Genomic DNA, 23,671 nt, shown 5'->3' with positions numbered 1-23,671 from the left:
CATGGTTGAACGCAGTCCCCTTCTCTCCTTTTTCTCGCACCTGATCATGGTGCTGGGCGTGATCATCGTCGGCTTTCCGCTGTACCTGGCCTTCGTGGCCTCCACGCACACGCCGCAGGACATCATCCAGGTGCCCATGCCCCTGGTGCCCGGCAGCAACTTCTGGGAAACCTACAAGGCCGCGCTGTTCGGCGGCTCGGGCCCCGGCTCCAGCGCGCCCGTGGCACGCATGATGTGGATCAGCTTCGTCTCGGCCATGGTGATCACCGTGGGCAAGATCGCGATCTCGCTGCTGTCGGCCTTCGCGCTGGTGTACTTCCGCTTCCCGTTCAAGAAGATCTGCTTCTGGCTGATCTTCGTGACCCTGATGCTGCCCGTGGAAGTGCGCATCGGCCCCACCTACGAAGTCGTCTCCACGCTGGGCATGCTCAACAGCTACGCCGGCCTGACGATTCCGCTGATCGCCTCGGCCACGGCCACCTTCCTGTTCCGCCAGTTCTTCCTGACAGTGCCGGACGAGCTGGTGGAGGCCGCCCGCATCGACGGCGCAGGCCCCATGCGCTTTTTCAAGGATGTGCTGGTGCCGCTGTCCAAGACCTCGATCGCGGCGCTGTTCGTGATCCAGTTCATCTACGGCTGGAACCAGTACCTGTGGCCGCTGCTCGTGACCACCTCGGAAGATATGTACCCCGTGGTCATCGGCATCAAGCGCATGGTGGCCAGCGGCGATACCGGCAATGACTGGAACGTGGTGATGGCGACGGCCCTGCTGGCCATGCTGCCACCCGCCGCCGTGGTGATCCTGATGCAGCGCTGGTTCGTCAAGGGCCTGGTGGACACCGAAAAGTAAACCGCCCGCCGCCGCCCCAACCCACCGTATAGAACCCCGCAGAGCAAGCGCCAGCGCCCTTCGCTCTGCGACTCAACCAGAATCTTCGTATGGCATCCATTTCCTTTCGCAACCTGATCAAGCGCTACGGCCAGGGCCCGTCGGCCAACCAGGTACTGCACGGCGTCAACGCCGAAATCAAGGACGGCGAGTTCGTCGTCATCGTCGGCCCTTCGGGCTGCGGCAAGTCCACCCTGCTGCGCATGGTGGCGGGCCTGGAGGAGATCTCCGACGGCCAGTTGCTGATCGGCGACAAGGTGGTCAACGACGTGGAACCGGCCAAGCGCGACATCGCCATGGTGTTCCAGAACTATGCGCTGTACCCGCATATGTCGAACTACGAGAACATGGCCTACGGCCTGAAGATCGCCAAGGTGCCGCCCGAGGAGATCAAGCGCCGCGTGGACAAGGCCGCCAAGATCCTGGAGCTGTCGCACCTGCTGGACCGCAAGCCGCGCCAGCTGTCGGGTGGCCAGCGCCAGCGCGTGGCCATGGGCCGCGCCATCGTGCGCCAGCCCAAGGTCTTCCTGTTCGACGAGCCGCTGTCCAACCTGGACGCCAAGCTGCGCGGCCAGACCCGCATCGAGATCCAGAAGCTGCACGCCGAGCTGGGCATCACCAGCCTGTTCGTGACCCACGACCAGGTCGAGGCCATGACCCTGGCCCAGCGCATGATCGTCATGAACGGCGGCGTGATGGAGCAGTTCGGCACGCCCGAAGAGGTCTACCACACGCCCGCCTCCACCTTCGTGGCCAGCTTCATCGGCTCGCCCCCGATGAACCTGCTCAAGAACGCGCCCGGCGGCACCGCCGGCCGCATCCTGGGCATTCGTCCCGAGCACCTGGTCGTCGCCAGCGAAGGCGGCTGGGAAATCAAGGTGGACACCGTGGAAATGCTGGGTGCCGAGCGCCTGGTCTATGGTTCGCTCAATGGCGAGACGATGACGGTGCGCATCGACGAAGGCGCGCCCTTCCCCAAGTCCGGCGAGACCATGCGCGTGCGTCCTTCCGAAGAGCGTCGCCTGCACTGGTTCGACGCAGAATCCGGAAAGCGGATCTGATCCCCTGAAGGCCGGATCTCCGACCTTTTCCAAGAGAGCCCCAGAGGCTCTCTTTTTCCATCCAAGTTCCCTTCTTTTGACGGACTCGCCATGACCGAGAACCTGAAATCCTGGCCCTACCCCCTGTGGGTGGCCCACCGCGGCGCTGGCAAGCTGGCGCCCGAGAACACCATGGCCGCCTTCCGCCTGGGCGCCGCGCACGGCTATCGCATGTTCGAGTGCGATGCCAAGCTGTCTGCCGACGGCGTGCTGTTCCTGATGCACGACGCCACGCTGGAGCGCACCACCAACGGCCACGGCACGGGTGGCGACCTGTCCATGGGCGAGATCGCCCAGCTGGACGCCGGCAGCTGGCACTCGCGCGCATATGCGGGCGAGGCCCTGCCCACGCTGGAAGCCCTGGCGCGCTGGTGCCTGGCCAACCACTTCTTCCTGAACGTGGAGATCAAGCCCACGCCCGGCCAGGAAGAGGCCACGGGCCGCGCCACGGGCGAGCTGATGAACCGCATCTGGCCCAGGGACCGCATCCAGCCGCTGTTCACCTCGTTCAAGACCGATGCGCTCAAGGGCGCACGCGACACGGCACCGCACATTCCGCGGGGCCTGCTGGTGGACAAGCTGGCCGATGCCACGGGCGATGCCGACCTGCGCACCGCGCTGGACCTGGGCTGCGCGGCCATGGTGCTCAACCATGCGCTGTGGGATGCGGCTCTGGTCGCCAAGGTGCATGGCGCGGGCCTGCGCTGCAGCAGCTATACGGTCAACGATGAATGGGCCGCGCAACGCCTGATCGACCTGGGCACGGACGGCGTCATCACCGACCGTGTCGATATGTTCAGTCCCGCATCGCGCTGAGGCCGCTGCCGGCTGGCGGGCCGGACCTTTGGAAACAACCGTCGCGGCGGCCCGCCGCACAATGTGCGTCCATGACACCGCCCCGCCCGTGCCCTCTCCCGCTGCGCCCTAGGTGGGCGCAGGCCTTGCGCCAATGCCTGGCCACCGGCCTGATGGTCCTGGCCATGCTGGTCCTCACTACGCCCGCTCCGGCCCATGCGCAGGACCGCACGGCAGCGGAGGCCACGGCGGCGCCCGACGGCCGGCCCGCCCTGCCCAGCGTGGACGATCTGCGCAAGCAGCTGGACGCCATTCCCCGCAAGCTGGCCGAGGACGATGACGGCCGCAAGCTGCTGGACGAGGCTGCGGCCATAGGCACTGCGGCCGACCAGGTGGCGGCCCGCCGCACCGAGGAACTGGCCGACATCGATTCGCGCCTGGCCGGCCTGGGCCCCGCGCCCGAAAAAGGCGCCCCTGCCGATGCGCCCGATGTGGCCGAGCAGCGCGCCAGCCTGGCCAGGCAGCGCAGCGCCGTGGATTCCGAACTCAAACTCGCGCGGCTGGTGTCGGTCGATGCCGACCAGCGCGGCAACGAGCTGATACGCCAGCGCCGCGAACAATTCCAGGCCGCGCTGACGGCCCGCACCGACTCGCCGCTGGGCCGGCCCTTCTGGCGCAACCTGCGCGCTGCCGCGCCTTTGGACGCGGCGCGCCTGCAGGGCCTGGGGCGCGAGCTGCGCCAGGCCGTCGCCTCCACCATGGCGTCCGATCGCCGGGGCGGCTTCATCGCCAGCCTGTCCGCCGCCTTGCTGATCGCCCTGCTCGGCCCCTGGCTGGCCGAGCGTCTGCTTGTGCGCGCCGCGCCCGCGCGCCTGCCCAGCGGCCGCCTGCGCCGCTCGTTGCGCGCGGCGGCCACCGTGCTGATCAACACGCTGCTGATCGGCCTGGCAGCGCAACTGGCCTGGAGCGTGCTCAAGGCCGGCGATGGCTTCAGCGAATCGCTGGACGCGCTGGCCAAGGCCAGTGTGCAGGTCACGCTGTTCGGCGCCTTCGTGGTGTCGCTGGGCCAGACCCTGCTGTCGCGCAGGCGCAGTTCCTGGCGCCTGCCCGGCGTGTCGGACGAGCTGGCCGAGCGGCTCAGCCCCTATCCCTGGTGGATTGCCGCCGGAGCCGCGCTCAACGGCCTGGTGACCGAGGTCAACGCCATCATCGGCGCCAGCCTGGCCGCCGAGGTCACGGTGCACGCCCTGTCGGCCCTGCTGATTTCGGCCGTGGTCATGCTGGCCCTGCGGCATCTGCGCGCGCCGGCGCCGGTCGCGCAGGACGACGGCGCCCAGGCAGAGCCCGTGCCGCCCCGGCCCTTGTGGGTAGGCCTGCTCGTAGCCTGTGCGGCGGTGGCCAGCATTGCCACCATTGCACTGGCCGTGACCGGCTATGTGGCGCTGGCCGGAACGCTGGCGCGCCAGATGGTGTGGACCGGCGTGGTCTTTGCCACCACCTACCTGCTATTCCAGCTGGGCGACGATCTGTGCGAGGCCCTGCTGTCGTCCAAGGGCAGCTTCGGCATGCGGCTGAACCAGAGCCTGGGCATCGAGGGCCGGCTGCTGGACCAGGCCTCGGTCCTGGTCTCGGGCCTGCTGCGCGTGGCCCTGTTGTTCTACATGGTGATCGCCCTGCTGGCCCCGCTGGGCACGGGGCCGGACGAGGTGTTTCGCCGCGGCAGCACGGTGAACCACAGCCTCAAGGTGGGCGACTTCACCATGGCGCCGCAGGCCCTGTTCACCGCATTCGCCGTGATCGTCACGGGCCTGATCGTGATCCGCGTGATCAAGCGCTGGCTGACGGACCGCTACTTCCCCAACACCTCGCTGGAGCCGGGCATGCGCAGCTCCATCACCACGCTGCTGGGCTATGTGGGCGGCATCTTCGTGGTGGCCGTGGCGCTGGCGGGGCTGGGCATCAGCGTGGAGCGCATTGCCTGGGTGGCCAGCGCGCTGTCGGTGGGCATTGGCTTTGGCCTGCAGGCCATCGTGCAGAACTTCATCTCGGGCCTGATCCTGCTGGCCGAGCGGCCCGTGAAAGTGGGCGACTGGGTGGTGCTGGGCGATACCGAGGGCGACGTGCGCCGCGTCAACGTGCGCGCCACCGAGATCCAGCTGGGCGACCGCTCCACCGTCATCGTGCCCAACTCGGAATTCATCACCAAGACCGTGCGCAACATGACGCTGGCTGGCGCGCCCGGGCGCGTGCTGCTGCGCCTGCCCGCACCGCTGGACACCGATGCCGAACGCATGCGCAACCTGATATTGGAAGCCTTTCGCACGCATGAAGGCATCCTGGACACGCCCGAACCTCTGGTGCAGCTCGAAGGCATTGCCAACGGCACGCTGACCTTCCTGGCCATCGGCTACGTGGGCAACCCGCGCAATGCGGGCGGGGTGCGCAGCGATGTGCTGTTCAGCATCCTGGCCTCGCTCAAGGGCGCGGGCCTGTACCTGTCGCCACCGGCCACCACCTCGGTGGCGGCGCCGGTGGTGGCAGGCATGCCGGGCTCGCCAGGCACGCCGCCCATGCCCGGCGACCCCGCCAGCCCGGCCTAGCCTCGCCCGGCCATTTCAGCGCGCACATGCGCCGCGACCACGGCCATCAGCTCACGCAGATGGCCGCGCAGCGGCTCGAAGCCCGCGTTGGGCTCGCGCGTGTCCTCGTCCATGTAGACCGGCCGGCGGATCTCGATCTGCAGGCTGTGCCGGCCCAAGTGGGGCTGGCCTATACGGCCGATCAGCTCCACGCCCTTGTAGGGCTCGTTGTAGGCCACGCTGTAGCCAAAGCCCGCCAGCGTCTCGCCCACCAGCTGGATGAACTCGGGCGCGCAGGTCGTGCCGTCGCGGTCGCCCAGCACGAAGTCGGCCAGCGGCGGCGCGTCGGTACGGCCCAGGCGCTTGTAGACATCGTTGGGCATGGAGTGCAGGTTCAGGTGCCAGACGCCGCCAAAGCGCTGCACGCTGTCATCGATGGCCTGCGCCAGCGCCGCATGGTAGGGACGCCAGTAGCGCGCGATGCGGTGCTCCACCTCGGCCACCGTGCGCGGGCGTTCATACAGCGGCGTGGCCACGCCGTCGCGGCTGATGCGCTGCCAGATCAGGCCCAGGCCCTGGCGGGTCTTGACGCTGGGCGCCAGGGGCATGGGCCACTGGCCGTCGATCTGGGCGGGGTCCAGGTCGGCCTCGCTGCGGTTGGGGTCGATGTAGGTGCGCGGAAAGGTGGCCTCGATCAGCGTTGCACCATGCGCGGGCCACTGGTCCCAGAGCGCGGCCACATGCGTGTCCTCGCCACGGCGCAGCAGGGACATGGGCACGGCATGGCCGAAATCCTCGGGATAGGACGTGCCGCTGTGCGGCGAGTCGCAGACGATGGGCAGCACCTCGCCGGTGGCGGGATGCACCACGACCGGGGTGTCCGGCCGGGGGCGCAGAAAATCGGTCTGTGCCATGCGGTCCATCAGTCGAGCTTGATGTTGGCGCGCTTGGCCACGGCCGTGTAGCGCTCGATGGCAGCCTTGATCTGCTTGGCAAATTCCTCGGGCGTGTTGCCCATGGACTCGCCCGAGATGGATTTTTGCTTTTCCAGGTAGTCAGGCATGGCCATGGCCTTGTGCGCAGCCGCATTGAGCTTGTCGATGATGGGGCGCGGCGTGCCGGCAGGTGCGACCAGCCCGAACCAGCCGCCATCACCCATCTGCGGGAAGCCCAGCTCGGTGTAGGTGGGCACGTCGGGCAGCACGTCGGCGCGCTTGAAGGCCAGCACCGCCAGGGGGCGCAGCTTGCCGTCCTTGATGTGGGGCAGCGTGGAGGGCAGGTTGTCCGTCATGGCATTGACCTGGCCACCCAGCGCGTCGGTGATGGCCTGGCCCGCGCCCTTGTAGGGGATGTGCAGCAGGTCGATACCGGCCAGGTTCATGAAATTCTCGATGTTGGCGTGGCCCAGGGAACCTGTGCCCGGCGAGGCAAAGCTGTACTTGCCCGGGTTGGCCTTGGCCAGGGCGATGAACTCCTTCATGGTCTTGGCGGGCACGCTGGCGTTGATCACGAACACGCTGGGCACGGACATCACATTGGTGATGGGCGCGAAGTCCTTGATCGGGTCGTAGGGCAGCTTGCGGAAGATGGCCGGGTTGGAGCCATGCGTGCTCACCGTAGCCATGCCGATGGTGTAGCCATCGGCCGCAGCACGCGCAATTTCGGAGGCGCCAATGGAGCCGCCCGCCCCGCCCCGGTTGTCCACCACCACGGACTTGCCCAGGATCACGCTCATCTTCTCGGCCAGCAGACGCGCCACCATGTCGGTGGAGCCGCCCGCGCCAAACGGCACGACCAGGCGGATCGGCCGGCTGGGATAGTCGGCAGCCGGGCCCTGGGCCCAGGCGACGGGAGCCAAAAGAGCAGTGGCGGCGCAGGCGGCCAGGCTGGACAACAGGGTGCGGCGCATTGCCATGGTGTGTTTCCTCTCGTGATGGATGAAAGAGCGGCCTGCTGCAGGGCAGGGCTTCGCGGAACAGGCGCCGATTCTGGACAGCCGCCGCACGCGCGAAAAGAGACAAGACGGCAAGCAACTATGACAAACCGTCATAATTGCGCCCGTCATGCGCATGCACTCCCCCTCGCTTTCCGAGCTGCACGCCTTTGCGGCGGCGGCGCGCCTGGGCAGCTACTCGCTGGCAGCCCAGGAGCTGTATGTCACCCAGGGCGGCATTAGCCGCGCCATCGCCCGGCTGGAAGAGCACCTGGGCTTTGCCCTCTTCGAGCGCCAGGGCCGACGCAGCGTACTGACCGAGGCTGGCCGTGAATACCTGCAAGCCGTGGAGCCCTCCGTACACGCCATCGAATCGGCCTCGGCCGCCGCACGCAGGCGCCACTTCGGCCCGCAACTGCGGTTGTCGGTCGTTCCCACGCTGTTCAGCCACTGGCTGATTCCACGCCTGCCGCGATTCAATGCCCTGCATCCGGGCATCGTCCTTTCGTTCGCCCCCTACCGGCGCGATGACCCGCTGTCCGCCGCCGAGATCGACGGCTGGCTGCGCGTGGGCAGCGAGCCCTGGCCCGCCCATGTGGTGGCCGACTATGTGGTGGGCCGCGATCTGGTGCCCATCTGCCATCCGCGGGAATTGCAGGGCCCGCAAGCCATTCGCAGCGCAGCAGATGTGCTCGCGCGCCCCTTGCTGTTTCACACCAACTATCCGGGCAACTGGGCGCGCTGGATGAGCCACCTCGGCCTGCCCGGGCCGTGCCCCGCGCCTGCGGCGGACTTCGAACTGGTGGCCCTGCTGGTCCAGGCCGTGGCCGCCGGCATGGGCGTGGCCCTGGTGCAGCGCTGCCTGGTGGAGGAAGACCTGGCCGCCGGCCGCGTGGCCCTTGCCTTGCCTGTACCCGTCCACATCGAACGCGGCTACTTTCTGTGCCGCCCGACCGCGCGGGCGCCTTCCGAAGCGTTTGTGCAGTTCCGCGCATGGCTGCTGGAGCAGGCCGCGCCGGGTGCCGTGCCTGCGCAAACGGTGACCCCCTCGCCATGAAAAAGGCCCCGGGGCCCGCCACACATTCGGCGGGCCCCGGGGCTGGCAGGCTCAGTCCAGAGGGCTGGCTTACCCAGGCCGTCGGGCAGACCTGCCGCGCAGTTGCAGCGCGGCAAAGGCTGCCAGCGCCATGCCCAGCAGACCCAGCATGCTGCGCGAGTCCACCGGCACCGGCCTCGCGCCGGGCGCGGGCAGCGAGAAGCTCGCGCTCGCTGAGCAAGGCGATGCCTCGGTACACGCGGGATCTCCGCCGCCCCACACCTGGACCGTATTGCCGCCCGAAGTCGCGCCAGGTGTCACGGTCACGGGAATGGTGAACCTGATCTCTGCCGCCCGGCCAACCGCAGTGACTGCACCTGGCGCCCGCCCAGGCAGGCCCGCAGCGATCTCGCAGCTCACCGTCTGCCCGCTCGCCGTGCAACCGGCAGGCAAGCTGCCGAGAGTCAGCCCTGCAGAGACCACATCCCTCACCTGGATGGGAGCCGTTGTCGCCACCGGCCCGGCATTGCCCACGGTGATGACGTAGTTGACCGTCTTGCCGGGTTCGGAGTGCTTGGCGCTGGCCTCCAGCCCCACCACCAGCTTGGGCGGCCTGGCCGTGCTCACCACGGTGCAGTCCAGCAAATCGCCTGCGGCAGGCGTGATGGAGGGCCATTGCAGCGCGGAGGCCGTCGCCGTGCCGGCCCCGCTCGGCAGCGCCGTGGTGGAGCCTGCCGAGCCGTTGGTGCAGCTCAACTCAGTTACGTAGCCATCTGGCACCAGATCAGGCCCGGAGCCATTGGCCTTGAGCACCTCGGTGAACTGCAGCGCCGCGCCCGCAGGCACCACGATTTGCGCGGTGGATGCGCTGGTAGCAGCACCCGCCGTGGTAGCCATGCCGGCTGTGGCGCCGCCCGAGGTTATCTTCACCTGGAACTGGTCCGTGGATGCGACCCGGCTTGCCACCTGCTGCGTCAGCATGACGCGCGCAGTTGGCGGCGTATCGACGCAGGCCTCGGACTGCACGCTGGCTGGCGTGCCATTGAGAACGGTGGCCGTTGCCAGCCCGAACAAGCCGGTTCCCGCACCCGCGCAGGCCCGCACGCCGGCGGCCGGCAGGACGCTGAAGCGCACGACCAGAGTGTAGGTATCCACAGCCCCGCTCTCCAGTGAGCGCCGCGTCTGGTTCAGCTTCCATGGGCCCGCGCCTGCCGGCAGCTTGCCAGGCAGATTGTCGCCACAACTGGAAACCGAACCCGAGCTGGAACAGGACAAGGACTGCACGCTGACGGAGCCGATGCCGGGATCCGTGGCCAGGGCATCGCTCAGGTCATAGGCCAGTTCGGCACCCGTTGCATTGCTGGCCCTGACCGTGTAGGCAACGTCGTACTGGGACAGCGATCCGGCAACCGGCACAGGCTCGCCAACGGCTCTGGCAAGATCCAGCCCCCCGTCAATAATGGTGTACTCGGACTCCACCACCGGTGCATCGCCGCAGGCCGCATTCGACGCACGCAGGTAGCTGGGAAGCGGGCCGGGAGCTTCCTGGATCGCGAAGCGGATGGTCTTGCCGGGCTCCGCGACCGAATCCTTGATGATGCTCACCGGCAGCGCGATCAGCGATCCGGCGCCGGCGCCGTCGTACAGGCCCGCCGGTATGCGGATGGTCAGCGTATCCGTTCCACTCGGCGTGGAATAGTCCACCGCCGCTCCGGTGGCGCCACCGGGGCCGATGGCCGTTCCGCCCACAATGCGCACGACGACGTCGAAGGCCGTGGTCACGTTGCCGTTGATGCGCAGCCGGGGCAGGTTGTTGCCCTCCGATTCGCGTGCCGCCGTGGCGGCGCTGACGAAGTCGACGAAGGGCGTGATGCCAATCTGCACACCGTCGAGGAAGTTGCCGTAGGCCTTGTCTCCACCGGCAGCGCTGATGGATTCAAATCCCAGGCTTGCCGCGCCCGTCTCCCCTCCATAGGCGAAACTGCCGGCGTAGTCCACCCAGCCAGTGGGGTTGGCGCCTGCCATGTGGGGCTGCGCAGACACATCATGATGGAAAAGCACCAGGTTGTTCTGGTGCTGGGTGGGTACCTCAAACGTGCCGTCCGTTCCGGAAGTGATATCTACCACCGGCTCTGTCGACGAATTGCCACTGGTAATGTTGAGTTGTGCCACATCGGTGCCCAAGCGACCGCGGTGGCTGAATTGCCAGCGGATGGTTTCACCTTTTTGCAGGCAGATGTTCTGATAGATCCGTGATGGCAAGCTCGCATTCAGCTCGGCAAACCCAATCCCTTCGCGCGCTACGACGCCCCCGCCCGAGCTGGCGCCCTTGCGCAGTTCGATCAAGCGGCCGCTCTTGTGACTGGGGCTGGCGCAGTTTCCGCGGCCATTCATATCAGGATGCGTCGTCTCCCAGCCCGGCACCTCGTCGCTGGAGGTTTCCACGAAGCACTCGGCTCCGTCCGTGGCCGAACTCAGTACCGGCAATTCAAAGCCTTCATTGATGAAGCTGCGCTGCACTTGCGCCCAGCCCGGTGACGCCACGCCGGACAAGACCATTGCGAGCGATAGCACACAGCGGCGCGAAGCCGCATTCCCACAAAAATACCGTTGAGGCATTGACCCTCCCATGAGTCGATTCAGATCCAAAAGGAATCCATCGATGAGAGGCTGCGCCCCGCAGTGCGGCATTTGCCCATCCACCCAGTACAGCCTGGCACTACCGAATTCGGGAGAGACGATGCGGGGATGGCAGATAGAAGAGCTGCTGATGTGCAGCAAGCGTGCGCTACTGTGCGCCTAGCGCCACTCATCGATAGAAAAAGGCTTTCGATAATCAATGAGCGGCGCAAGAAAATCTATCAGACTGCTCTGAAAATAACTCTAGGAATGCTCCGGGCCTGCAGTGCTGCGCCATGGACCCGGCAAAGTGGCTGCGGGCGCATGGCCGGCCGCCCCACGGATCCGTTGATCTGGATCAATCTTCTGTGTCGGGGTTTGGTCTCGCTGATCAGCGCCAGCCTCGTGAAAACACCCACTGGCAAAGCGCCATCACCACGACCAGCGCGGCGTAGGTGGCCATCTTTGCATCGCGCCCGAACCACCACAGGCCCGCCAGCAGCACCAGCGCGCCAACAATGAAATTGATAGCAACCTGCAACCACCAGGCCAGGGATTGCTGCGATTTCCCATAGATCAAAAGCGCGCACAACATCAGGGCCGGCGACAGGAAAAGTGCAGGCGCCAGGAAGTTCAGCCAATGATTCGTACTCGCAATCCATCCCATGTGCGGGCTCCGATTCCAGGGTGTTGTGATCAGGGATGCCTGAAACTGCGCGAAATTTTATAATCCCGGGTTATGGCAGTCTGGGCACTCGGCATCAACCACCACACGGCTCCGCTTGATATGCGGGGACGTTTCGCGTTCGCGCTTGACCAGATCGTGCCCACGCTGCAGGGTCTGCGCGAATCGCTGACCGGCCCCGGCCGCCAGCACAGCGCCGTCGAGACCGCCATTCTCTCCACCTGCAACCGTACCGAGATCTACTGCGCGGCCGAAATGCCGGCCATGGACCATACCCTGCACTGGCTGGCCAACAGCGGCGGTATTTCGTCCGAATTGCTGCGCTCGCACTCCTATCTGCTGGAAGACGGCCATGTGGCGCGTCATGCCTTCCGCGTGGCCAGCGGACTCGATTCCATGGTGCTGGGCGAGGCCCAGATCCTGGGCCAGATGAAGAATGCCGTGCGCGCCGCAGAGAACGCAGGCGCCCTGGGCAGCACGCTGAACCAGCTGTTCCAGCGCAGCTTCGCGGTGGCCAAGGAAGTGCGCAGCTCCACCGAGATCGGCGCCCACAGCATCAGCATGGCCGCTGCCGCCGTGCGGCTGGCCGGCCAGCTGTTCGAAGACCTGTCCCAGATCCGCGTGCTGTTCGTGGGCGCGGGCGAGATGATCGAGCTGGTCTCCACCCACTTCGCGGCCCGCCACCCCAAGCAGATCATGATCGCCAACCGCACGCTGGAGCGCGGCGAGAAGCTGGCTGCCCAGTTCGGCGCCGGCACCATGCGGCTGGCCGACCTGCCCGACCATCTGCATGAATACGATGCCGTGATCAGTTGCACGGCGTCCAGCCTGCCCATCATCGGCCTGGGCGCCGTCGAGAGCGCGCTCAAGAAGCGCAAGCACCGTCCCATGTTCATGGTCGATCTGGCCGTGCCGCGCGATATCGAATCCGAGGTCAAGGACCTGCGCGACGTCTACCTCTACACCGTGGACGATCTGGCCACCGTGGTGCGCACGGGCCAGGCCCAGCGCCAGGCAGCGGTCGAGCAGGCCGAAGTCATCATCGACCATGGCGTGCAAAGCTTCATGCACTGGCTGGACCAGCGCCGCCCGCAGGCCGGCGTTGTGCCGCTGATCCGCCAGCTCAACACCCAGACCGATGAATGGCGTGCGCTGGAGATTGCGCGCGCCAAGAAGCTGCTGGCCAAGGGCGAAGACATCGACACCGTGCTGGAGGCCCTGTCGCGCGGCCTCACGCAGAAAATGCTGCACGGCACCCTGGCCGAGCTGCACAAGGGCGATGCCGACCAGCGCAGCCAGACCATGGACACGGTCTCGCGCCTGTTCCTGCGCTCGGCCCAAAGCGGCCCGCGCGGCACGGCCCCCGACAAGGCGCTCTAGCGGCGCTCGCCGCCCCTGCGCAGGGCTGCGTGCCAGCGGGCCTGTGGCGCCCCGGCCGCACTTGAGGCCCCTCCCCGCCCCTCCCGGTTTTTACGGCCCATCCGCCCTTCCAGGCCCCCACGTTTCCCGCCGCAGTGCTGCCCGAGCAGCCCTTCGTATCACCGCCCCACACCATGCAAGACTTTCTGCGCCAACAACTGGAGCGCTACGCCCAGCGCCTTGAAGAACTCAACTTCCTGCTCTCGCGCGAAGACATCATGGGCGACATGAAGCAGTACCGCGCCATCTCGCGCGAGCACGCGGACGTCACCGCCATTGCAGGCCGCTATGCGCGCCACCGCCAGCGCGAGGCCGATCTGGCCGCCGCGCGGGACATGCTCTCCGACCCCGACATGGCCGACATGGCGCAGGAGGAAATCGCCAGCGCCGAGGCCGAGCTGGTCCAGCTGGAGGACGAGCTGCAGCGCCTGCTGCTGCCCAAGGACCCCGATGACGCGCGCAACGCCTACCTCGAAATCCGCGCAGGCACGGGCGGCGACGAATCGGCCCTGTTCGCAGGCGACCTGGCCCGCATGTACACGCGCCACTGCGACGCCGTGGGCTGGAAGGTCGAGATCATGAGCGCCAACGAGAGCGAGCTGGGCGGCTACAAGGAAGTGGTGCTGCGCGTGGAAGGCACGGATGTCTACGGTCGCCTGCGCTTCGAGTCCGGCGGACACCGCGTGCAGCGCGTGCCGGCCACCGAGACCCAGGGCCGCATCCACACCAGCGCCTGCACCGTGGCCGTCATGCCAGAGCCGGACGAAACCCAGGCCATCACGCTCAACCCGGCCGACCTGCGCATCGACACCTTCCGCGCCAGCGGCGCCGGCGGCCAGCACATCAACAAGACCGACTCGGCCGTGCGTGTGGTCCACCTGCCCACGGGCATCGTCGCCGAGTGCCAGGACGGCCGCAGCCAGCACAGCAACAAGGCCAAGGCACTGCAGGTGCTGCAGGCGCGCCTGCAGGAGAAGGAACGCAGCGAGCGCGAAGCCAAGGAGGCCGCACTGCGCAAGGGCCTGATCGGCAGCGGCGACCGCAGCGACCGCATCCGCACCTACAACTTCCCGCAGGGCCGGCTCACGGACCACCGCATCAACCTCACCATCTACAAACTGCTGGCCGTGATGGAAGGCGATCTGGGCGATGTGCTCGACGCGCTGCAGGCCGCACGCGAGGCCGAACTGCTGGCCGAGCTGCAGGTCAACAACTGAGGCCCGGGCCATGGCCAATCCACCCATCGTCAAAGAAGCGCTGCAGCAGGCCCAGGCCCTGGGGCTTGCGCGCATCGACGCGCAAATGCTGCTGCTGCACGTGCTCGGGCGCCAGTCTGGCGGCCGCGCCTGGCTGCTGACCCATGACGAGGACATGCTGACCGGGCCCCAGGCCGAGGCCTATGCCGCGCTGTGCGCACGCCGCCTTGGCGCGGAACCCGTTGCCTACCTGCTCGGCCACAAGGAGTTCTACGGGCTCGATCTGGCCGTGGACGCGCGTGTGCTCGACCCACGCCCCGATACCGAGACCCTGGTGGACTGGGCGCTGGAGCTCATGCCTGCCCAGACCCAGGCAGGCCCCGCTTGCCGCGTGGTGGACCTGGGCACCGGCAGCGGCGCCATAGCCCTGGCCCTGCAAAGCCAGCGCCCCGGCGCCACGGTCTGGGCCGTGGATGCCAGCGCCGACGCACTGGCCGTGGCCAGCGCCAATGCCACGCGCCTGCAACTGGGCGTGCAGTTCGCGCATGGCAGCTGGCTCCAGCCGCTGGCAGGGCAGGCACCGTTCGACCTCATCGTCAGCAACCCGCCCTATATCCGCGACGACGATCCGCACCTGCAGGCCTTGGCGCATGAGCCGCTGTCGGCGCTGGCCAGCGGTGCCGATGGCCTGGCCGATATCCGCGCCATCATCGCCCAGGCGCCCGCGCTGCTGGCCCGGGGCGGCTGGCTGCTGATGGAGCATGGCTGGGACCAGGCCGATGCCGTGGCCGCCCTGCTGCGCCATGCCGGCTTTGGCGACGTGCAGCATCGCCACGACCTGGGCGGCATTGCCCGCTGCACAGGCGGGCAATGGCAAGGGCAGGCCAGAGTTCTGACCTGAGCTCTGGCCTGGGCGCAGCAATCCCGCATGCTTTCAAAGTCCGCGCCGAGAGTGAAATAATCCCATCCATGCCGCCGCGCCTGCGGCGCCCACCACGACCCCGGAGCACCACACAGATGAGCGACACCCAGCAACGCATCGACCAACTGGTCAAGAGCAACAACATCCTGCTGTTCATGAAGGGCAGCGCCAGCTTTCCCATGTGCGGTTTCTCTGGCCGCGCCATCCAGATCCTCAAGGCCTGCGGCGTGGAAACCAAGGACATCTCCACCGTCAACGTGCTGGAAGACCAGGAAATCCGCCAGGGCATCAAGGACTACAGCAACTGGCCCACGATCCCCCAGCTCTACGTGCAGGGCGAGTTCATCGGCGGCTCGGACATCATGATGGAGATGTACGAGTCGGGCGAGCTGCAGCAGCTGCTGGCACCCAAGGCCTGAGCCTTCTCGCACCACGCGCCTTCGGCGCAGCATCGAGCCACCTTCGGGTGGCTTTTTCTCGCCTGTGCCGCGCTGCCGGCGGACTCCCCGGGCATGCCTCAGGGCCAGGGGCATGCGATGTGTGGTCGAATGGTCACATCTTTCACATCCGGAAAAGCGCGCCTGCGCCCGCTTCTCCGCCCTGCCTATGAGCCTGTCCCAAAGTCTGCTGTTGATCGTCGCGCTGATATTGACCAGTGCCTTCTTCTCCGTGGCCGAGATCTCGCTGGCCGCCTCGCGGCGCCTGCGACTGCGGCAGATGATGGAGGACGGCGAACCCCGCGCCGAACTGGTCATGAAGATGCAGGCCCAGCCGGGCGAATATTTCACGGTCACGCAGATTGGGCTCAATGCCGTCGCCATCCTGGGCGGCGTGGTGGGCGAAGGGGCATTGACCCCCTATCTGGCCGAGCTGCTGATGCTCTGGCTGCCCGACAGCCGTGCGCAGACCGTGGGCTTCCTGCTCTCGTTCGCCAGCGTCACCTCCCTGTTCATCCTGTTCGCCGACCTGCTGCCCAAGCGCCTGAGCATGGCCGAGCCCGAGGCCCTGGCCATCCGCGTGCTGCGCCCCATGCTCTGGTGCATGGCGGTGCTCAAGCCCTTGGTCTGGTGCTTCAACCATCTGGCCGACGCCGTTGCCAAGCTGTTCGGCCTGCCCACGGTGCGCGATGACCGTATCACGCACGAAGACATCCTGGCCATGACCGAAGCCGGAGCGCGCGCAGGCGTGCTGGCCGCGAAGGAGCAGCAGGTGATCGCCAACCTGTTCGAGCTGGACTCGCGCACCATCGGCTCGGCCATGACGCAGCGCGACCGCATCGCCTACTTCCACCGCGACGACCCCGATGAACTGATCCGGGTCCGCATTGCCGAGGAGCCTTTTTCCACCTACCCCGTCTGCGACGGCGACATCGACCACATCGTCGGCTATGTCGATGCCAAGGACCTGTTCCAGCGCGCGCTGAACAACCAGTCCCTGTCGCTCATGGACGATTCGCTGGTCCACAAGGTGCTGGTCGTGCCGGACCGCCTGACGCTGGCCGAGGTGCTGGAGCAGTTCCGCCAGGTGCATGAGGACTTTGCCGTCATCGTCAACGAATACAGCCTGGTGGTCGGCGTGGTCACGCTCAATGACGTGATGAGCACGGTGATGGGCGGCCTCGTCAGCCCCGGCGACGAGGAACAGATCCTGCGCCGCGACGAGAACTCCTGGTTGATCGATGGCGTCACGCCGGTCGAGGATGTGATGCAGGCCCTGGAGCTCGACGAGCTGCCGCATTCCGAGGACTACGAAACCCTGGGGGGCTTCCTCATGGTCATGCTTCGGCGCATTCCCAGGCGCACGGACACCGTGCAATGGGGCGGCTACCGCTTCGAGGTCATGGATGTGGACAGCTACCGCATCGACCAAGTCCTGGTCACGCGCATGTCCGGCAGCAGCCCGGCCGCGCCGCCCAATGCAGGCGATACGGCCGCCGCCGTGGCCAAGGTGTCCAGCATGTCGCCGGACACGTCGTCCTGAAAACGCAGCAAGACAGGCCTGCAGGACTGCCGCCAGGCGCCAGCCTGCGGCCCCTCAGGCCGAGCGCGAGGGCTCGATCTCCCAGCGGCGCTGCGCAGCAAACACCGCATTCGGGTATTGGGGCTGCCCCCGGCTGCCGTTGTAGCGGCCCAGCGCCATGTAGGCATCGCCGTTTTCACGGTCCAGATAGTGGCGCAGGATGACGCAGCCAAAGCGCAGATTGGTCTGCATATGGAACAGCTTGCCGATGTCGCCATCGCCGATCAGCCGCATCCAGAACGGCATGATCTGCATGTAGCCGCGCGCGCCCACGCTGGAGATGGCGAACTTGCGGAACGCGCTCTCCACCTGCACCAGTCCCATCACCAGCGAGACTTCCAGGCCGGCACGCTTCGCCTCGTACCAAACGGTCTGCAGGAACTCCAGCCGTGTTGCAAGTTCGGGCTTGCGCGAGCGCAGGCGCTCGCTGCTGGCGGTGAGCCAGCGCAGGTAGTCCATGCGGGCCTCGGTGGAGGCAAAGCGCAGCTCGGGCGGCGCCGATCCCGTGACGGCCGAACTCAGCGCGGTGCGCACCGAATCGGCCAGCGGCTCTTCCAGCTGCCCGCCGGCCCAGGCGGGCGCGGCCACCGCGCCCAGCAACGGCGCAGCACCCAGCGAAGCCGCCAGGCGCAGGCAATCGCGGCGCGCCATCACGGGGGCCTGGCTCACAGACCCAGCCTCTGCTTGAGATGGCCCAGCACATCGGCAGCGGCCATCTTGGTCGCTTCCGTGTCGCGGCGATGCTGGTACTCGACCTGGCCTTCCTTGAGGCCGCGGTCGGACAGCACCACGCGGTGCGGCACGCCAATCAGTTCCCAGTCGGCAAACATGGCGCCCGGGCGTTCGCCGCGGTCGTCCAAGATCACGTCCACGCCCAGTGCCAGCAGCTCGGCATGCAGCTTCTCGGCGGCTTCCTTCACGGGCTCGCTGCGGTCCATGCCGATGGGGCAGACCACCACGGTGAAGGGTGCAATCGCGTCGGGCCAGATGATGCCGCGCTCATCATGGTTCTGCTCGATGGCGGCAGCGGGCAGGCGTGTCACGCCAATGCCGTAGCAACCCATTTCAAACAGCGAGGGCTTGCCGTTCTCGGCCAGGAAGGTGGCGTTCATGGCCTGGGAGTACTTGGTGCCCAGGTAGAACACATGGCCCACTTCAATGCCGCGCTCGATGGCCAGCTCGCCCGCGCCATCGGGGGACTTGTCGCCGGCCACCACATTGCGCAGGTCGGCCACGACATCAGGCTCAGGCAGGTCACGGCCGAAGTTCACGCCGGTGATGTGGAAGTCGGCCTCGTTCGCGCCGCAGACCCAGTCGGCCATCACGGCGACCTCGCGGTCCACGACCAGCTTCACAGGCTGCTTCAGGCCGATGGGGCCCAGGTACCCGGGCTGGCAACCGAAGTGCTCCTCGATCTCGGCCACCGTGGCAAAGCGGAAGCCCACGTCCAGGCCAGGCACCTTGGCCACCTTGATCTCGTTCATCTCATGGTCGCCACGCAGCAGCAGCAACCAGACCTGGCTTCCCGCCACATCGCCCTTGTCGTCGAGCTTGTCGGTGGCCAGCACCAGGGACTTCACCGTCTGCGACAGCGGCAGGCCCAGCTGGGCAGCCACGGATTCGCAGGTGCTGTTGCCCGGCGTTGCCACACGGGCCATGGCCTGGGCTGCAGCGGGACGGGGGCCTACAGGCGCCAGGGCCTCGGCCTTCTCGATATTGGCGGCGTAGTCGCTGCTGGGGCAGTAGACGATGGCGTCTTCGCCCGTGGAGGCGATCACCTGGAATTCCTCGCTCAGATCACCGCCGATGGCGCCGCTGTCGGCACGCACGGCACGGTACTGCAGGCCGAAGCGATCGAAGATGCGCTTGTAGGCCGCGCGCATGGTCTGGTAGCTGATCTGGGCGGTGTCGCGGTCCTTGTCGAAGGAATAGGCGTCCTTCATGATGAACTCGCGGCCGCGCATCAGGCCAAAGCGCGGGCGGCGCTCATCGCGGAACTTGGTCTGGATCTGGTAGAAATTCTTGGGCAGTTGCTTGTAGCTCTTGAGCTCCTGGCGCGCAATGTCCGTCACCACCTCTTCGCTGGTGGGCTGGATCACGAAGTCACGGCCATGGCGGTCCTTGATGCGCAGCAGCTCGGGACCCATCTTCTCGAAGCGGCCGGTCTCCTCCCACATCTCGGCAGGCTGGACCACGGGCATGGTCACTTCCACGGCACCGGCACGGTTCATTTCCTCGCGCACGATGGCCTCGACCTTGCGGATCACGCGCAGCCCCATGGGCATGTAGTTATAGATGCCTGCGCCCAGCTTCTTGATCAGGCCGGCCCGCGTCATGAGCTTGTGGCTGACCACTTCCGCATCGGCCGGAGCTTCCTTGAGAGTGGAGATGAAAAATTGGGAGGCTTTCATGGATCAGGGGCTTCGCGGGAATCGGGGCAGCGTGCTTGCCGCTGGCAAGGCACCGTGCATAATGGACACAATTCAGAAAATTGGGGTTCGATTATGCTTGACCGGGACGGATTTCGCCCGAACGTCGGCATCATCCTGCTCAACCAAAAGAACCAGGTGTTCTGGGGCAAGCGCATCCGCACCCACAGCTGGCAGTTTCCACAGGGCGGCATTGACCGGGGGGAGACACCCGAACAGGCCATGTTCCGGGAACTGCATGAGGAAGTGGGGTTGATGCCCAACCACGTTCGCGTGGTCGCCCGCACCCGGGACTGGTTGCGCTACGAGGTGCCAGACCGGTACATCCGCCGCGATGCGCGCGGACACTACAAAGGCCAGAAGCAGATCTGGTATTTGCTGCAACTCATGGGTCACGACTGGGATTTGAACCTGCGTGCCACCGACCACCCCGAATTCGACGCCTGGCGCTGGAATGACTACTGGGTGCCACTGGATGTGGTGGTGGAGTTCAAACGCGGCGTCTACGAGATGGCCCTGACCGAGCTGGCACGCTTTCTGCCACGGGGCGAGCAGCAGCGCAACCGCTATCTTCGCAGCGGCATGCGCCCCAGGGAAGCCCATGAAACAGGTCCCGAAACCTATGGCGCTCCAGGCTTGCATCCGGCGCGCTCAGGCAGCTTTCGCGTCAATCCCGGTATGGAGTTGCCGCCTGGTGCCTGCTTCGACCCTGATCCACAGTCAGGGCAGCAGCAGATCTTGCACCCCGATCCAGGCAAGGCCTGAAGCCAAAGGCTCCATGCAAAAGCGCACCCGAGGGTGCGCTTTTTCTTTGCCCCGATTGCGCAGGCATCAGTGCCCGGCAATCACCATGTTGTCGCGGTGCACCATCTCCGGGCCTGCGGAATAGCCCAGCAGGCGCTCGATCTCCACCGAGCTCTTACGACAAAGCAGACGCGCCTCGGCACTTGCATAGTTGGCCAGACCACGCGCCACCTCGATGCCCAGCGCATCGCGCACGGCAATCACATCGCCGCGGGCGAATTCGCCATCCACATTCACCATGCCGATGGGCAGCAGGCTCTTGCCTTCGTCGCGCAGCTTGGCCACGGCACCGGCATCCACGGACACGGAACCGCGCAGTTGCAGATGGTCGGCAATCCACTGCTTGCGCGCCTGGTTCTTGTGGGTCTGCGCAACGAGCAGCGTGCCAATGGACTCGCCCGCAGCCAGACGCACCAGCACGTCCTGTTCACGCCCCCAGGCGATGACGGTTGAAGCACCCGAGCCCGCCGCACGCTTGGCCGCGAGGATCTTGGTGATCATCCCACCCTTGCCGATGGACGAGCCCGCGCCGCCCGCCATCTCCTCCAGTGCAGGATCGCCGGCATTTGCCACGTCGACGAAACGCGCATCGGGATTGCTGCGCGGATCGGCGCTGTAAAGGCCTCGCTGATCGGTGAGGATGACCAGGGCATCGGCCTCGATCAGATTGGCAACCAGAGCGCCCAGGGTGTCGTTGTCGCCGAACTTGATCTCATCGTTGACCACGGTGTCGTTCTCGTTGATCACCGGCACGATGCCCAGCTCCAGCAGCGTCAGCAAGGTGTTGCGCGCATTCAGATAGCGCTCGCGGTCCGCCAGGTCGGCATGCGTGAGCAGCACCTGGGCACTGCCCATGCCCTGCTCGCGCAGCTTGGACTCGTACATCTGTATCAGCCCCATCTGGCCCACGGCTGCAGCGGCCTGCAGCTCATGGATCTCCTTGGGCCGCGCGGCCCAGCCAAGGCGCTTCATGCCTTCGGCCACCGCGCCGCTGGAGACCATGATCACCTCGCGCCGCTGACCGCCATGGCTCTCATCCCCGCGCACCAGGGCCGCCAGTTGGCGACTCCATTCCTGGATGGCGGCTTCATCAAGACCGCGACCTTCATTGGTCACCAGGCTGGAGCCGACCTTGACCACGATGCGATGGGCATCACGCAACAAGTTGGAAGACATGGATGGATAGTGATTCTTGCAGCACAGGCCCAGGCAGGCCGCGCCGCTGTTGTGATCAAGGCGATGGGAGCGGCAGGCGACTCTTACTCGGAATCGCGAGGGGCAAAACGCGGATCGGTGAGATCTAAGCCATCACCCTCGACTTCGACGAAGCGCGGATCGATTTCCTTGGGACCGGCCTCGATCTGCTGCTGCTCATGCACATGTTTGTAGATGGTGCGGATCAGCACTTCGCAGCCTTCGCGCGTCAGGGCGGAAATCTCGAAGACCGGCCCCTTCCACTTGAAGCGCTTGACGAAGTCCTTGACGCGTGCAGCGCGCTCCTCGGCCGGCACCATGTCCAGCTTGTTGAGCACCAGCCAGCGCGGCTTGTTGTACAGCTCGGCATCGTACTTCTGCAGCTCGCCCACGATGGCCTTGGCCTGGGCCACAGGATCCACGCTGTCATCGAACGGCGCCAGGTCCACCACATGCAGCAGCAATCGGGTGCGCTGCAGATGGCGCAGGAACTGGTGACCCAGGCCCGCACCTTCCGAGGCGCCTTCGATCAGGCCGGGGATGTCGGCCACCACAAAGCTCTGCTCGGCAGCAACGCGCACCACGCCCAAATTGGGATGCAGCGTGGTGAACGGGTAGTCGGCAATCTTGGGGCGTGCATTGGAGACCGCGGCAATGAAGGTGGACTTGCCCGCATTGGGCATGCCCAGCAGACCAACGTCGGCCAGCACCTTGAGCTCCAGCTTGAGATTCTTGCGCTCGCCAGGCCAGCCCGGTGTCTTTTGCCGAGGCGCGCGGTTGATGGCGCTCTTGAAGCGCAGGTTGCCGTAGCCGCCGTCGCCACCCTTGGCAATGGTGACCACCTCACCGGCCGTCAGCAGCTCGTAGAGCACCTCGCCGGTTTCGGCATCACTGATGATGGTGCCAACCGGCATGCGCAGCGTGATGTCGTTGCCCGCCGCACCAAACATGTCCGAGCCCTTGCCGTGCTCACCGCGCGTGGCATCGTGCCGGCGCGAGAAGCGGTAGTCCACCAGAGTGTTGAGGTTGACATCGGCCACCGCGTAGACATGGCCGCCACGGCCACCGTCTCCACCATCGGGACCGCCAAATTCCTTGTATTTTTCGTGCCGGAATGACACGCAGCCATTGCCGCCGTCACCGGCGGAAATGTCGATATAAGCTTCGTCGACGAACTTCATGAGGCATCCAGTTTACAAAAAGCAGTGTGCACCAGACAGCCCCAGGCCACACCTCAGAGACGGAAAAGAGGGCGAAGGCACGATGCACAACCCTCCTGAAACGACAAAGCCCCGACAGGTCGGGGCTTCGAGCGTCGAAGTGACAGGGCTTAGGCAGCCGTCACATTGACCGTGTGCTTGGACAGTGCACCCTTGACAGCAAACGACACGTGGCCGTCCACCAGAGCGTACAGGGTGTGGTCCTTGCCCACGCCGACGTTGTCGCCGGGATGGAACTTGGTGCCACGTTGGCGCACGATGATCGAGCCGGCCGTGATCAGTTCACCACCGAAAGCCTTCACGCCGAGCATTTTGGGCTTGGAATCGCGCCCGTTTCGCGTAGAGCCGCCGCCTTTTTTCTGTGCCATGACTCAGCTCCTGAATTAAGCAGCGATCGCCACAATCTGCAGCTCTGTGAACTGCTGGCGATGGCCTTGGCGCTTCTGATAATGCTTACGACGGCGCATCTTGAAGATGTGCACTTTGTCGTGCTTGCCGTGAGCAACCACGGTTGCCTTGACAGACGCACCGGACACCAGAGGTGTGCCGACCTTGATTTCAGCGCCGTTGCCGACTGCCAGAACCTGATCGATCACAACTTCTTGGCCTACGTCCGCAGCAATCTGTTCTACCTTGATCTTTTCGCCGGCTGCAACGCGATACTGCTTGCCGCCGGTTTTTATGACTGCGTACATTTAAACCTCTTGAATTTGAGAGTTCCGCGAACGAATTTCCACGGAAGCCGGAGATTCTAGCACGCGCTCACATTCTTTGCATGAAGCGCTCCCACCCCGCGCCCAAACAACCGCCAGAGCGGGCCGCAGGCGGGATC

The 23,671-nt window shown here is 66.1% G+C and carries 21 protein-coding genes; 11 read left to right on the top strand and 10 right to left on the bottom strand.

From position 1 onward, the window contains the following. The first annotated feature begins 1 nt into the window (after position 1). The 4 genes from ugpE to LGR64_RS02765 all read left to right on the top strand — a co-directional run bounded on the left by ugpE (position 2) and on the right by LGR64_RS02765 (position 5,384). Positions 2 to 850 (top strand): sn-glycerol-3-phosphate ABC transporter permease UgpE, encoded by an 849-nt coding sequence (gene ugpE, locus LGR64_RS02780; protein WP_012207265.1) that lies wholly within the window; start codon positions 2 to 4, stop codon positions 848 to 850. 89 nt (positions 851 to 939) lie between these two features. Then, entirely contained in the window at positions 940 to 1,950 is a 1,011-nt protein-coding gene (ugpC, locus tag LGR64_RS02775) for a sn-glycerol-3-phosphate ABC transporter ATP-binding protein UgpC (protein ID WP_141835066.1), read from the top strand. 90 nt (positions 1,951 to 2,040) lie between these two features. Then, positions 2,041 to 2,805, top strand: coding sequence for a glycerophosphodiester phosphodiesterase (gene ugpQ / locus LGR64_RS02770; RefSeq protein WP_141835068.1), 765 nt, complete (start codon positions 2,041 to 2,043; stop codon positions 2,803 to 2,805). 152 nt (positions 2,806 to 2,957) lie between these two features. Then, positions 2,958 to 5,384, top strand: coding sequence for a DUF3772 domain-containing protein (locus LGR64_RS02765; protein ID WP_141835249.1), 2,427 nt, complete (start codon positions 2,958 to 2,960; stop codon positions 5,382 to 5,384). Here LGR64_RS02765 and LGR64_RS02760 read toward each other — a convergent pair. Together LGR64_RS02760 and LGR64_RS02755 are read right to left on the bottom strand one after the other, a co-directional pair. Further along, on the bottom strand, positions 5,381 to 6,286 hold the full coding sequence (locus LGR64_RS02760) for an N-formylglutamate amidohydrolase (protein WP_141835071.1): 906 nt from the start codon (positions 6,284 to 6,286) through the stop codon (positions 5,381 to 5,383). The two genes, LGR64_RS02765 and LGR64_RS02760, sit on opposite strands and share 4 nt — an antisense overlap. Continuing rightward, on the bottom strand, positions 6,286 to 7,278 hold the full coding sequence (locus LGR64_RS02755; protein ID WP_012207270.1) for a tripartite tricarboxylate transporter substrate binding protein BugE: 993 nt from the start codon (positions 7,276 to 7,278) through the stop codon (positions 6,286 to 6,288). Before LGR64_RS02755 ends, LGR64_RS02760 begins: the two co-directional genes overlap by 1 nt. Before the next feature lie 148 nt (positions 7,279 to 7,426). Here LGR64_RS02755 and LGR64_RS02750 point away from each other — a divergent pair, with 148 nt between their 5' ends. Then, on the top strand, positions 7,427 to 8,353 hold the full coding sequence (locus LGR64_RS02750) for a LysR substrate-binding domain-containing protein (RefSeq protein WP_141835074.1): 927 nt from the start codon (positions 7,427 to 7,429) through the stop codon (positions 8,351 to 8,353). Between the two features lie 69 nt (positions 8,354 to 8,422). On the opposite strand, the gene LGR64_RS02745 is transcribed toward LGR64_RS02750, so the two are convergent. Continuing rightward, positions 8,423 to 10,891, bottom strand: coding sequence for a DUF11 domain-containing protein (locus LGR64_RS02745; RefSeq protein WP_185751007.1), 2,469 nt, complete (start codon positions 10,889 to 10,891; stop codon positions 8,423 to 8,425). A gap of 451 nt (positions 10,892 to 11,342) precedes the next feature. After that, positions 11,343 to 11,618, bottom strand: coding sequence for a hypothetical protein (locus tag LGR64_RS02740; RefSeq protein ID WP_034396904.1), 276 nt, complete (start codon positions 11,616 to 11,618; stop codon positions 11,343 to 11,345). A 72-nt stretch (positions 11,619 to 11,690) separates the two neighbouring features. On the opposite strand from LGR64_RS02740, the gene hemA reads away from it, so the two are divergent. The 5 genes from hemA (at position 11,691) to LGR64_RS02715 (ending at position 17,153) form a co-directional block, all read left to right on the top strand. Further along, a complete protein-coding gene (hemA, locus tag LGR64_RS02735) occupies positions 11,691 to 13,016 on the top strand; it encodes a glutamyl-tRNA reductase (RefSeq protein ID WP_012207273.1) in 1,326 nt (441 codons plus the stop codon). Positions 13,017 to 13,189: 173 nt separating this feature from the next. Continuing rightward, on the top strand, positions 13,190 to 14,272 hold the full coding sequence (gene prfA, locus LGR64_RS02730) for a peptide chain release factor 1 (protein ID WP_063328226.1): 1,083 nt from the start codon (positions 13,190 to 13,192) through the stop codon (positions 14,270 to 14,272). Positions 14,273 to 14,282: 10 nt separating this feature from the next. Continuing rightward, positions 14,283 to 15,152, top strand: coding sequence for a peptide chain release factor N(5)-glutamine methyltransferase (gene prmC / locus LGR64_RS02725; RefSeq protein ID WP_141835080.1), 870 nt, complete (start codon positions 14,283 to 14,285; stop codon positions 15,150 to 15,152). Between the two features lie 116 nt (positions 15,153 to 15,268). Beyond that, positions 15,269 to 15,592, top strand: coding sequence for a Grx4 family monothiol glutaredoxin (gene grxD, locus LGR64_RS02720; protein ID WP_012207276.1), 324 nt, complete (start codon positions 15,269 to 15,271; stop codon positions 15,590 to 15,592). A 187-nt stretch (positions 15,593 to 15,779) separates the two neighbouring features. Next, positions 15,780 to 17,153, top strand: a complete 1,374-nt coding sequence (locus LGR64_RS02715) for a hemolysin family protein (protein WP_034396907.1) — start codon at positions 15,780 to 15,782, stop codon at positions 17,151 to 17,153. A gap of 54 nt (positions 17,154 to 17,207) precedes the next feature. Here the strand turns inward: LGR64_RS02715 and LGR64_RS02710 are convergent, their stop codons facing one another. After that, positions 17,208 to 17,861 carry a lytic transglycosylase domain-containing protein gene (locus LGR64_RS02710; RefSeq protein WP_071956726.1) on the bottom strand — a complete coding sequence of 218 codons (654 nt, stop codon included), beginning with the start codon at positions 17,859 to 17,861 and terminating at the stop codon, positions 17,208 to 17,210. Continuing rightward, complete coding sequence (locus tag LGR64_RS02705) at positions 17,858 to 19,603, bottom strand: proline--tRNA ligase (RefSeq protein WP_141835083.1); 1,746 nt, start codon at positions 19,601 to 19,603, stop codon at positions 17,858 to 17,860. Before LGR64_RS02705 ends, LGR64_RS02710 begins: the two co-directional genes overlap by 4 nt. A gap of 93 nt (positions 19,604 to 19,696) precedes the next feature. Between LGR64_RS02705 and LGR64_RS02700 the strand changes: the two genes are divergently transcribed. Continuing rightward, positions 19,697 to 20,386: an RNA pyrophosphohydrolase gene (locus LGR64_RS02700; RefSeq protein ID WP_013800822.1), complete on the top strand. Its 690-nt coding sequence runs from the start codon at positions 19,697 to 19,699 to the stop codon at positions 20,384 to 20,386. Positions 20,387 to 20,452: 66 nt separating this feature from the next. Here the strand turns inward: LGR64_RS02700 and proB are convergent, their stop codons facing one another. The 4 genes from proB to rplU form a co-directional block, all read right to left on the bottom strand. Next, positions 20,453 to 21,601: a glutamate 5-kinase gene (gene proB, locus LGR64_RS02695; RefSeq protein ID WP_141835087.1), complete on the bottom strand. Its 1,149-nt coding sequence runs from the start codon at positions 21,599 to 21,601 to the stop codon at positions 20,453 to 20,455. 83 nt (positions 21,602 to 21,684) lie between these two features. Then, entirely contained in the window at positions 21,685 to 22,800 is a 1,116-nt protein-coding gene (cgtA, locus tag LGR64_RS02690; RefSeq protein ID WP_141835090.1) for an Obg family GTPase CgtA, read from the bottom strand. Between the two features lie 149 nt (positions 22,801 to 22,949). Beyond that, positions 22,950 to 23,207 carry a 50S ribosomal protein L27 gene (gene rpmA / locus LGR64_RS02685; RefSeq protein ID WP_012207283.1) on the bottom strand — a complete coding sequence of 86 codons (258 nt, stop codon included), beginning with the start codon at positions 23,205 to 23,207 and terminating at the stop codon, positions 22,950 to 22,952. A 15-nt stretch (positions 23,208 to 23,222) separates the two neighbouring features. Continuing rightward, positions 23,223 to 23,534, bottom strand: a complete 312-nt coding sequence (gene rplU, locus LGR64_RS02680; RefSeq protein WP_012207284.1) for a 50S ribosomal protein L21 — start codon at positions 23,532 to 23,534, stop codon at positions 23,223 to 23,225. Positions 23,535 to 23,671: the final 137 nt, after the last annotated feature.

The sequence above is a fragment of the Delftia sp. Lp-1 genome (assembly GCF_020523835.1).
GTDB lineage: Bacteria > Pseudomonadota > Gammaproteobacteria > Burkholderiales > Burkholderiaceae_C > Comamonas > Comamonas acidovorans.
The sequence above is the reverse complement of the archived record's forward strand: the minus strand, read 5'-3'. Positions and strand labels throughout refer to the sequence as shown.

Bases quoted from the DNA above. Each gene is read 5' to 3' on its own strand.
- ugpE (WP_012207265.1), top strand. From the start codon at position 2: ATGGTTGAACGCAGTCCCCTTCTCTCCTTTTTCTCGCACCTGATCATG.
- ugpC (WP_141835066.1), top strand. From the start codon at position 940: ATGGCATCCATTTCCTTTCGCAACCTGATCAAGCGCTACGGCCAGGGC.
- ugpQ (WP_141835068.1), top strand. From the start codon at position 2,041: ATGACCGAGAACCTGAAATCCTGGCCCTACCCCCTGTGGGTGGCCCAC.
- LGR64_RS02765 (WP_141835249.1), top strand. From the start codon at position 2,958: ATGGTCCTGGCCATGCTGGTCCTCACTACGCCCGCTCCGGCCCATGCG.
- LGR64_RS02760 (WP_141835071.1), bottom strand. From the start codon at position 6,286: ATGGACCGCATGGCACAGACCGATTTTCTGCGCCCCCGGCCGGACACC.
- LGR64_RS02755 (WP_012207270.1), bottom strand. From the start codon at position 7,278: ATGGCAATGCGCCGCACCCTGTTGTCCAGCCTGGCCGCCTGCGCCGCC.
- LGR64_RS02750 (WP_141835074.1), top strand. From the start codon at position 7,427: ATGCGCATGCACTCCCCCTCGCTTTCCGAGCTGCACGCCTTTGCGGCG.
- LGR64_RS02745 (WP_185751007.1), bottom strand. From the start codon at position 10,891: ATGGTCTTGTCCGGCGTGGCGTCACCGGGCTGGGCGCAAGTGCAGCGC.
- LGR64_RS02740 (WP_034396904.1), bottom strand. From the start codon at position 11,618: ATGGGATGGATTGCGAGTACGAATCATTGGCTGAACTTCCTGGCGCCT.
- hemA (WP_012207273.1), top strand. From the start codon at position 11,691: ATGGCAGTCTGGGCACTCGGCATCAACCACCACACGGCTCCGCTTGAT.
- prfA (WP_063328226.1), top strand. From the start codon at position 13,190: ATGCAAGACTTTCTGCGCCAACAACTGGAGCGCTACGCCCAGCGCCTT.
- prmC (WP_141835080.1), top strand. From the start codon at position 14,283: ATGGCCAATCCACCCATCGTCAAAGAAGCGCTGCAGCAGGCCCAGGCC.
- grxD (WP_012207276.1), top strand. From the start codon at position 15,269: ATGAGCGACACCCAGCAACGCATCGACCAACTGGTCAAGAGCAACAAC.
- LGR64_RS02715 (WP_034396907.1), top strand. From the start codon at position 15,780: ATGAGCCTGTCCCAAAGTCTGCTGTTGATCGTCGCGCTGATATTGACC.
- LGR64_RS02705 (WP_141835083.1), bottom strand. From the start codon at position 19,603: ATGAAAGCCTCCCAATTTTTCATCTCCACTCTCAAGGAAGCTCCGGCC.
- LGR64_RS02700 (WP_013800822.1), top strand. From the start codon at position 19,697: ATGCTTGACCGGGACGGATTTCGCCCGAACGTCGGCATCATCCTGCTC.
- proB (WP_141835087.1), bottom strand. From the start codon at position 21,601: ATGTCTTCCAACTTGTTGCGTGATGCCCATCGCATCGTGGTCAAGGTC.
- cgtA (WP_141835090.1), bottom strand. From the start codon at position 22,800: ATGAAGTTCGTCGACGAAGCTTATATCGACATTTCCGCCGGTGACGGC.
- rpmA (WP_012207283.1), bottom strand. From the start codon at position 23,207: ATGGCACAGAAAAAAGGCGGCGGCTCTACGCGAAACGGGCGCGATTCC.
- rplU (WP_012207284.1), bottom strand. From the start codon at position 23,534: ATGTACGCAGTCATAAAAACCGGCGGCAAGCAGTATCGCGTTGCAGCC.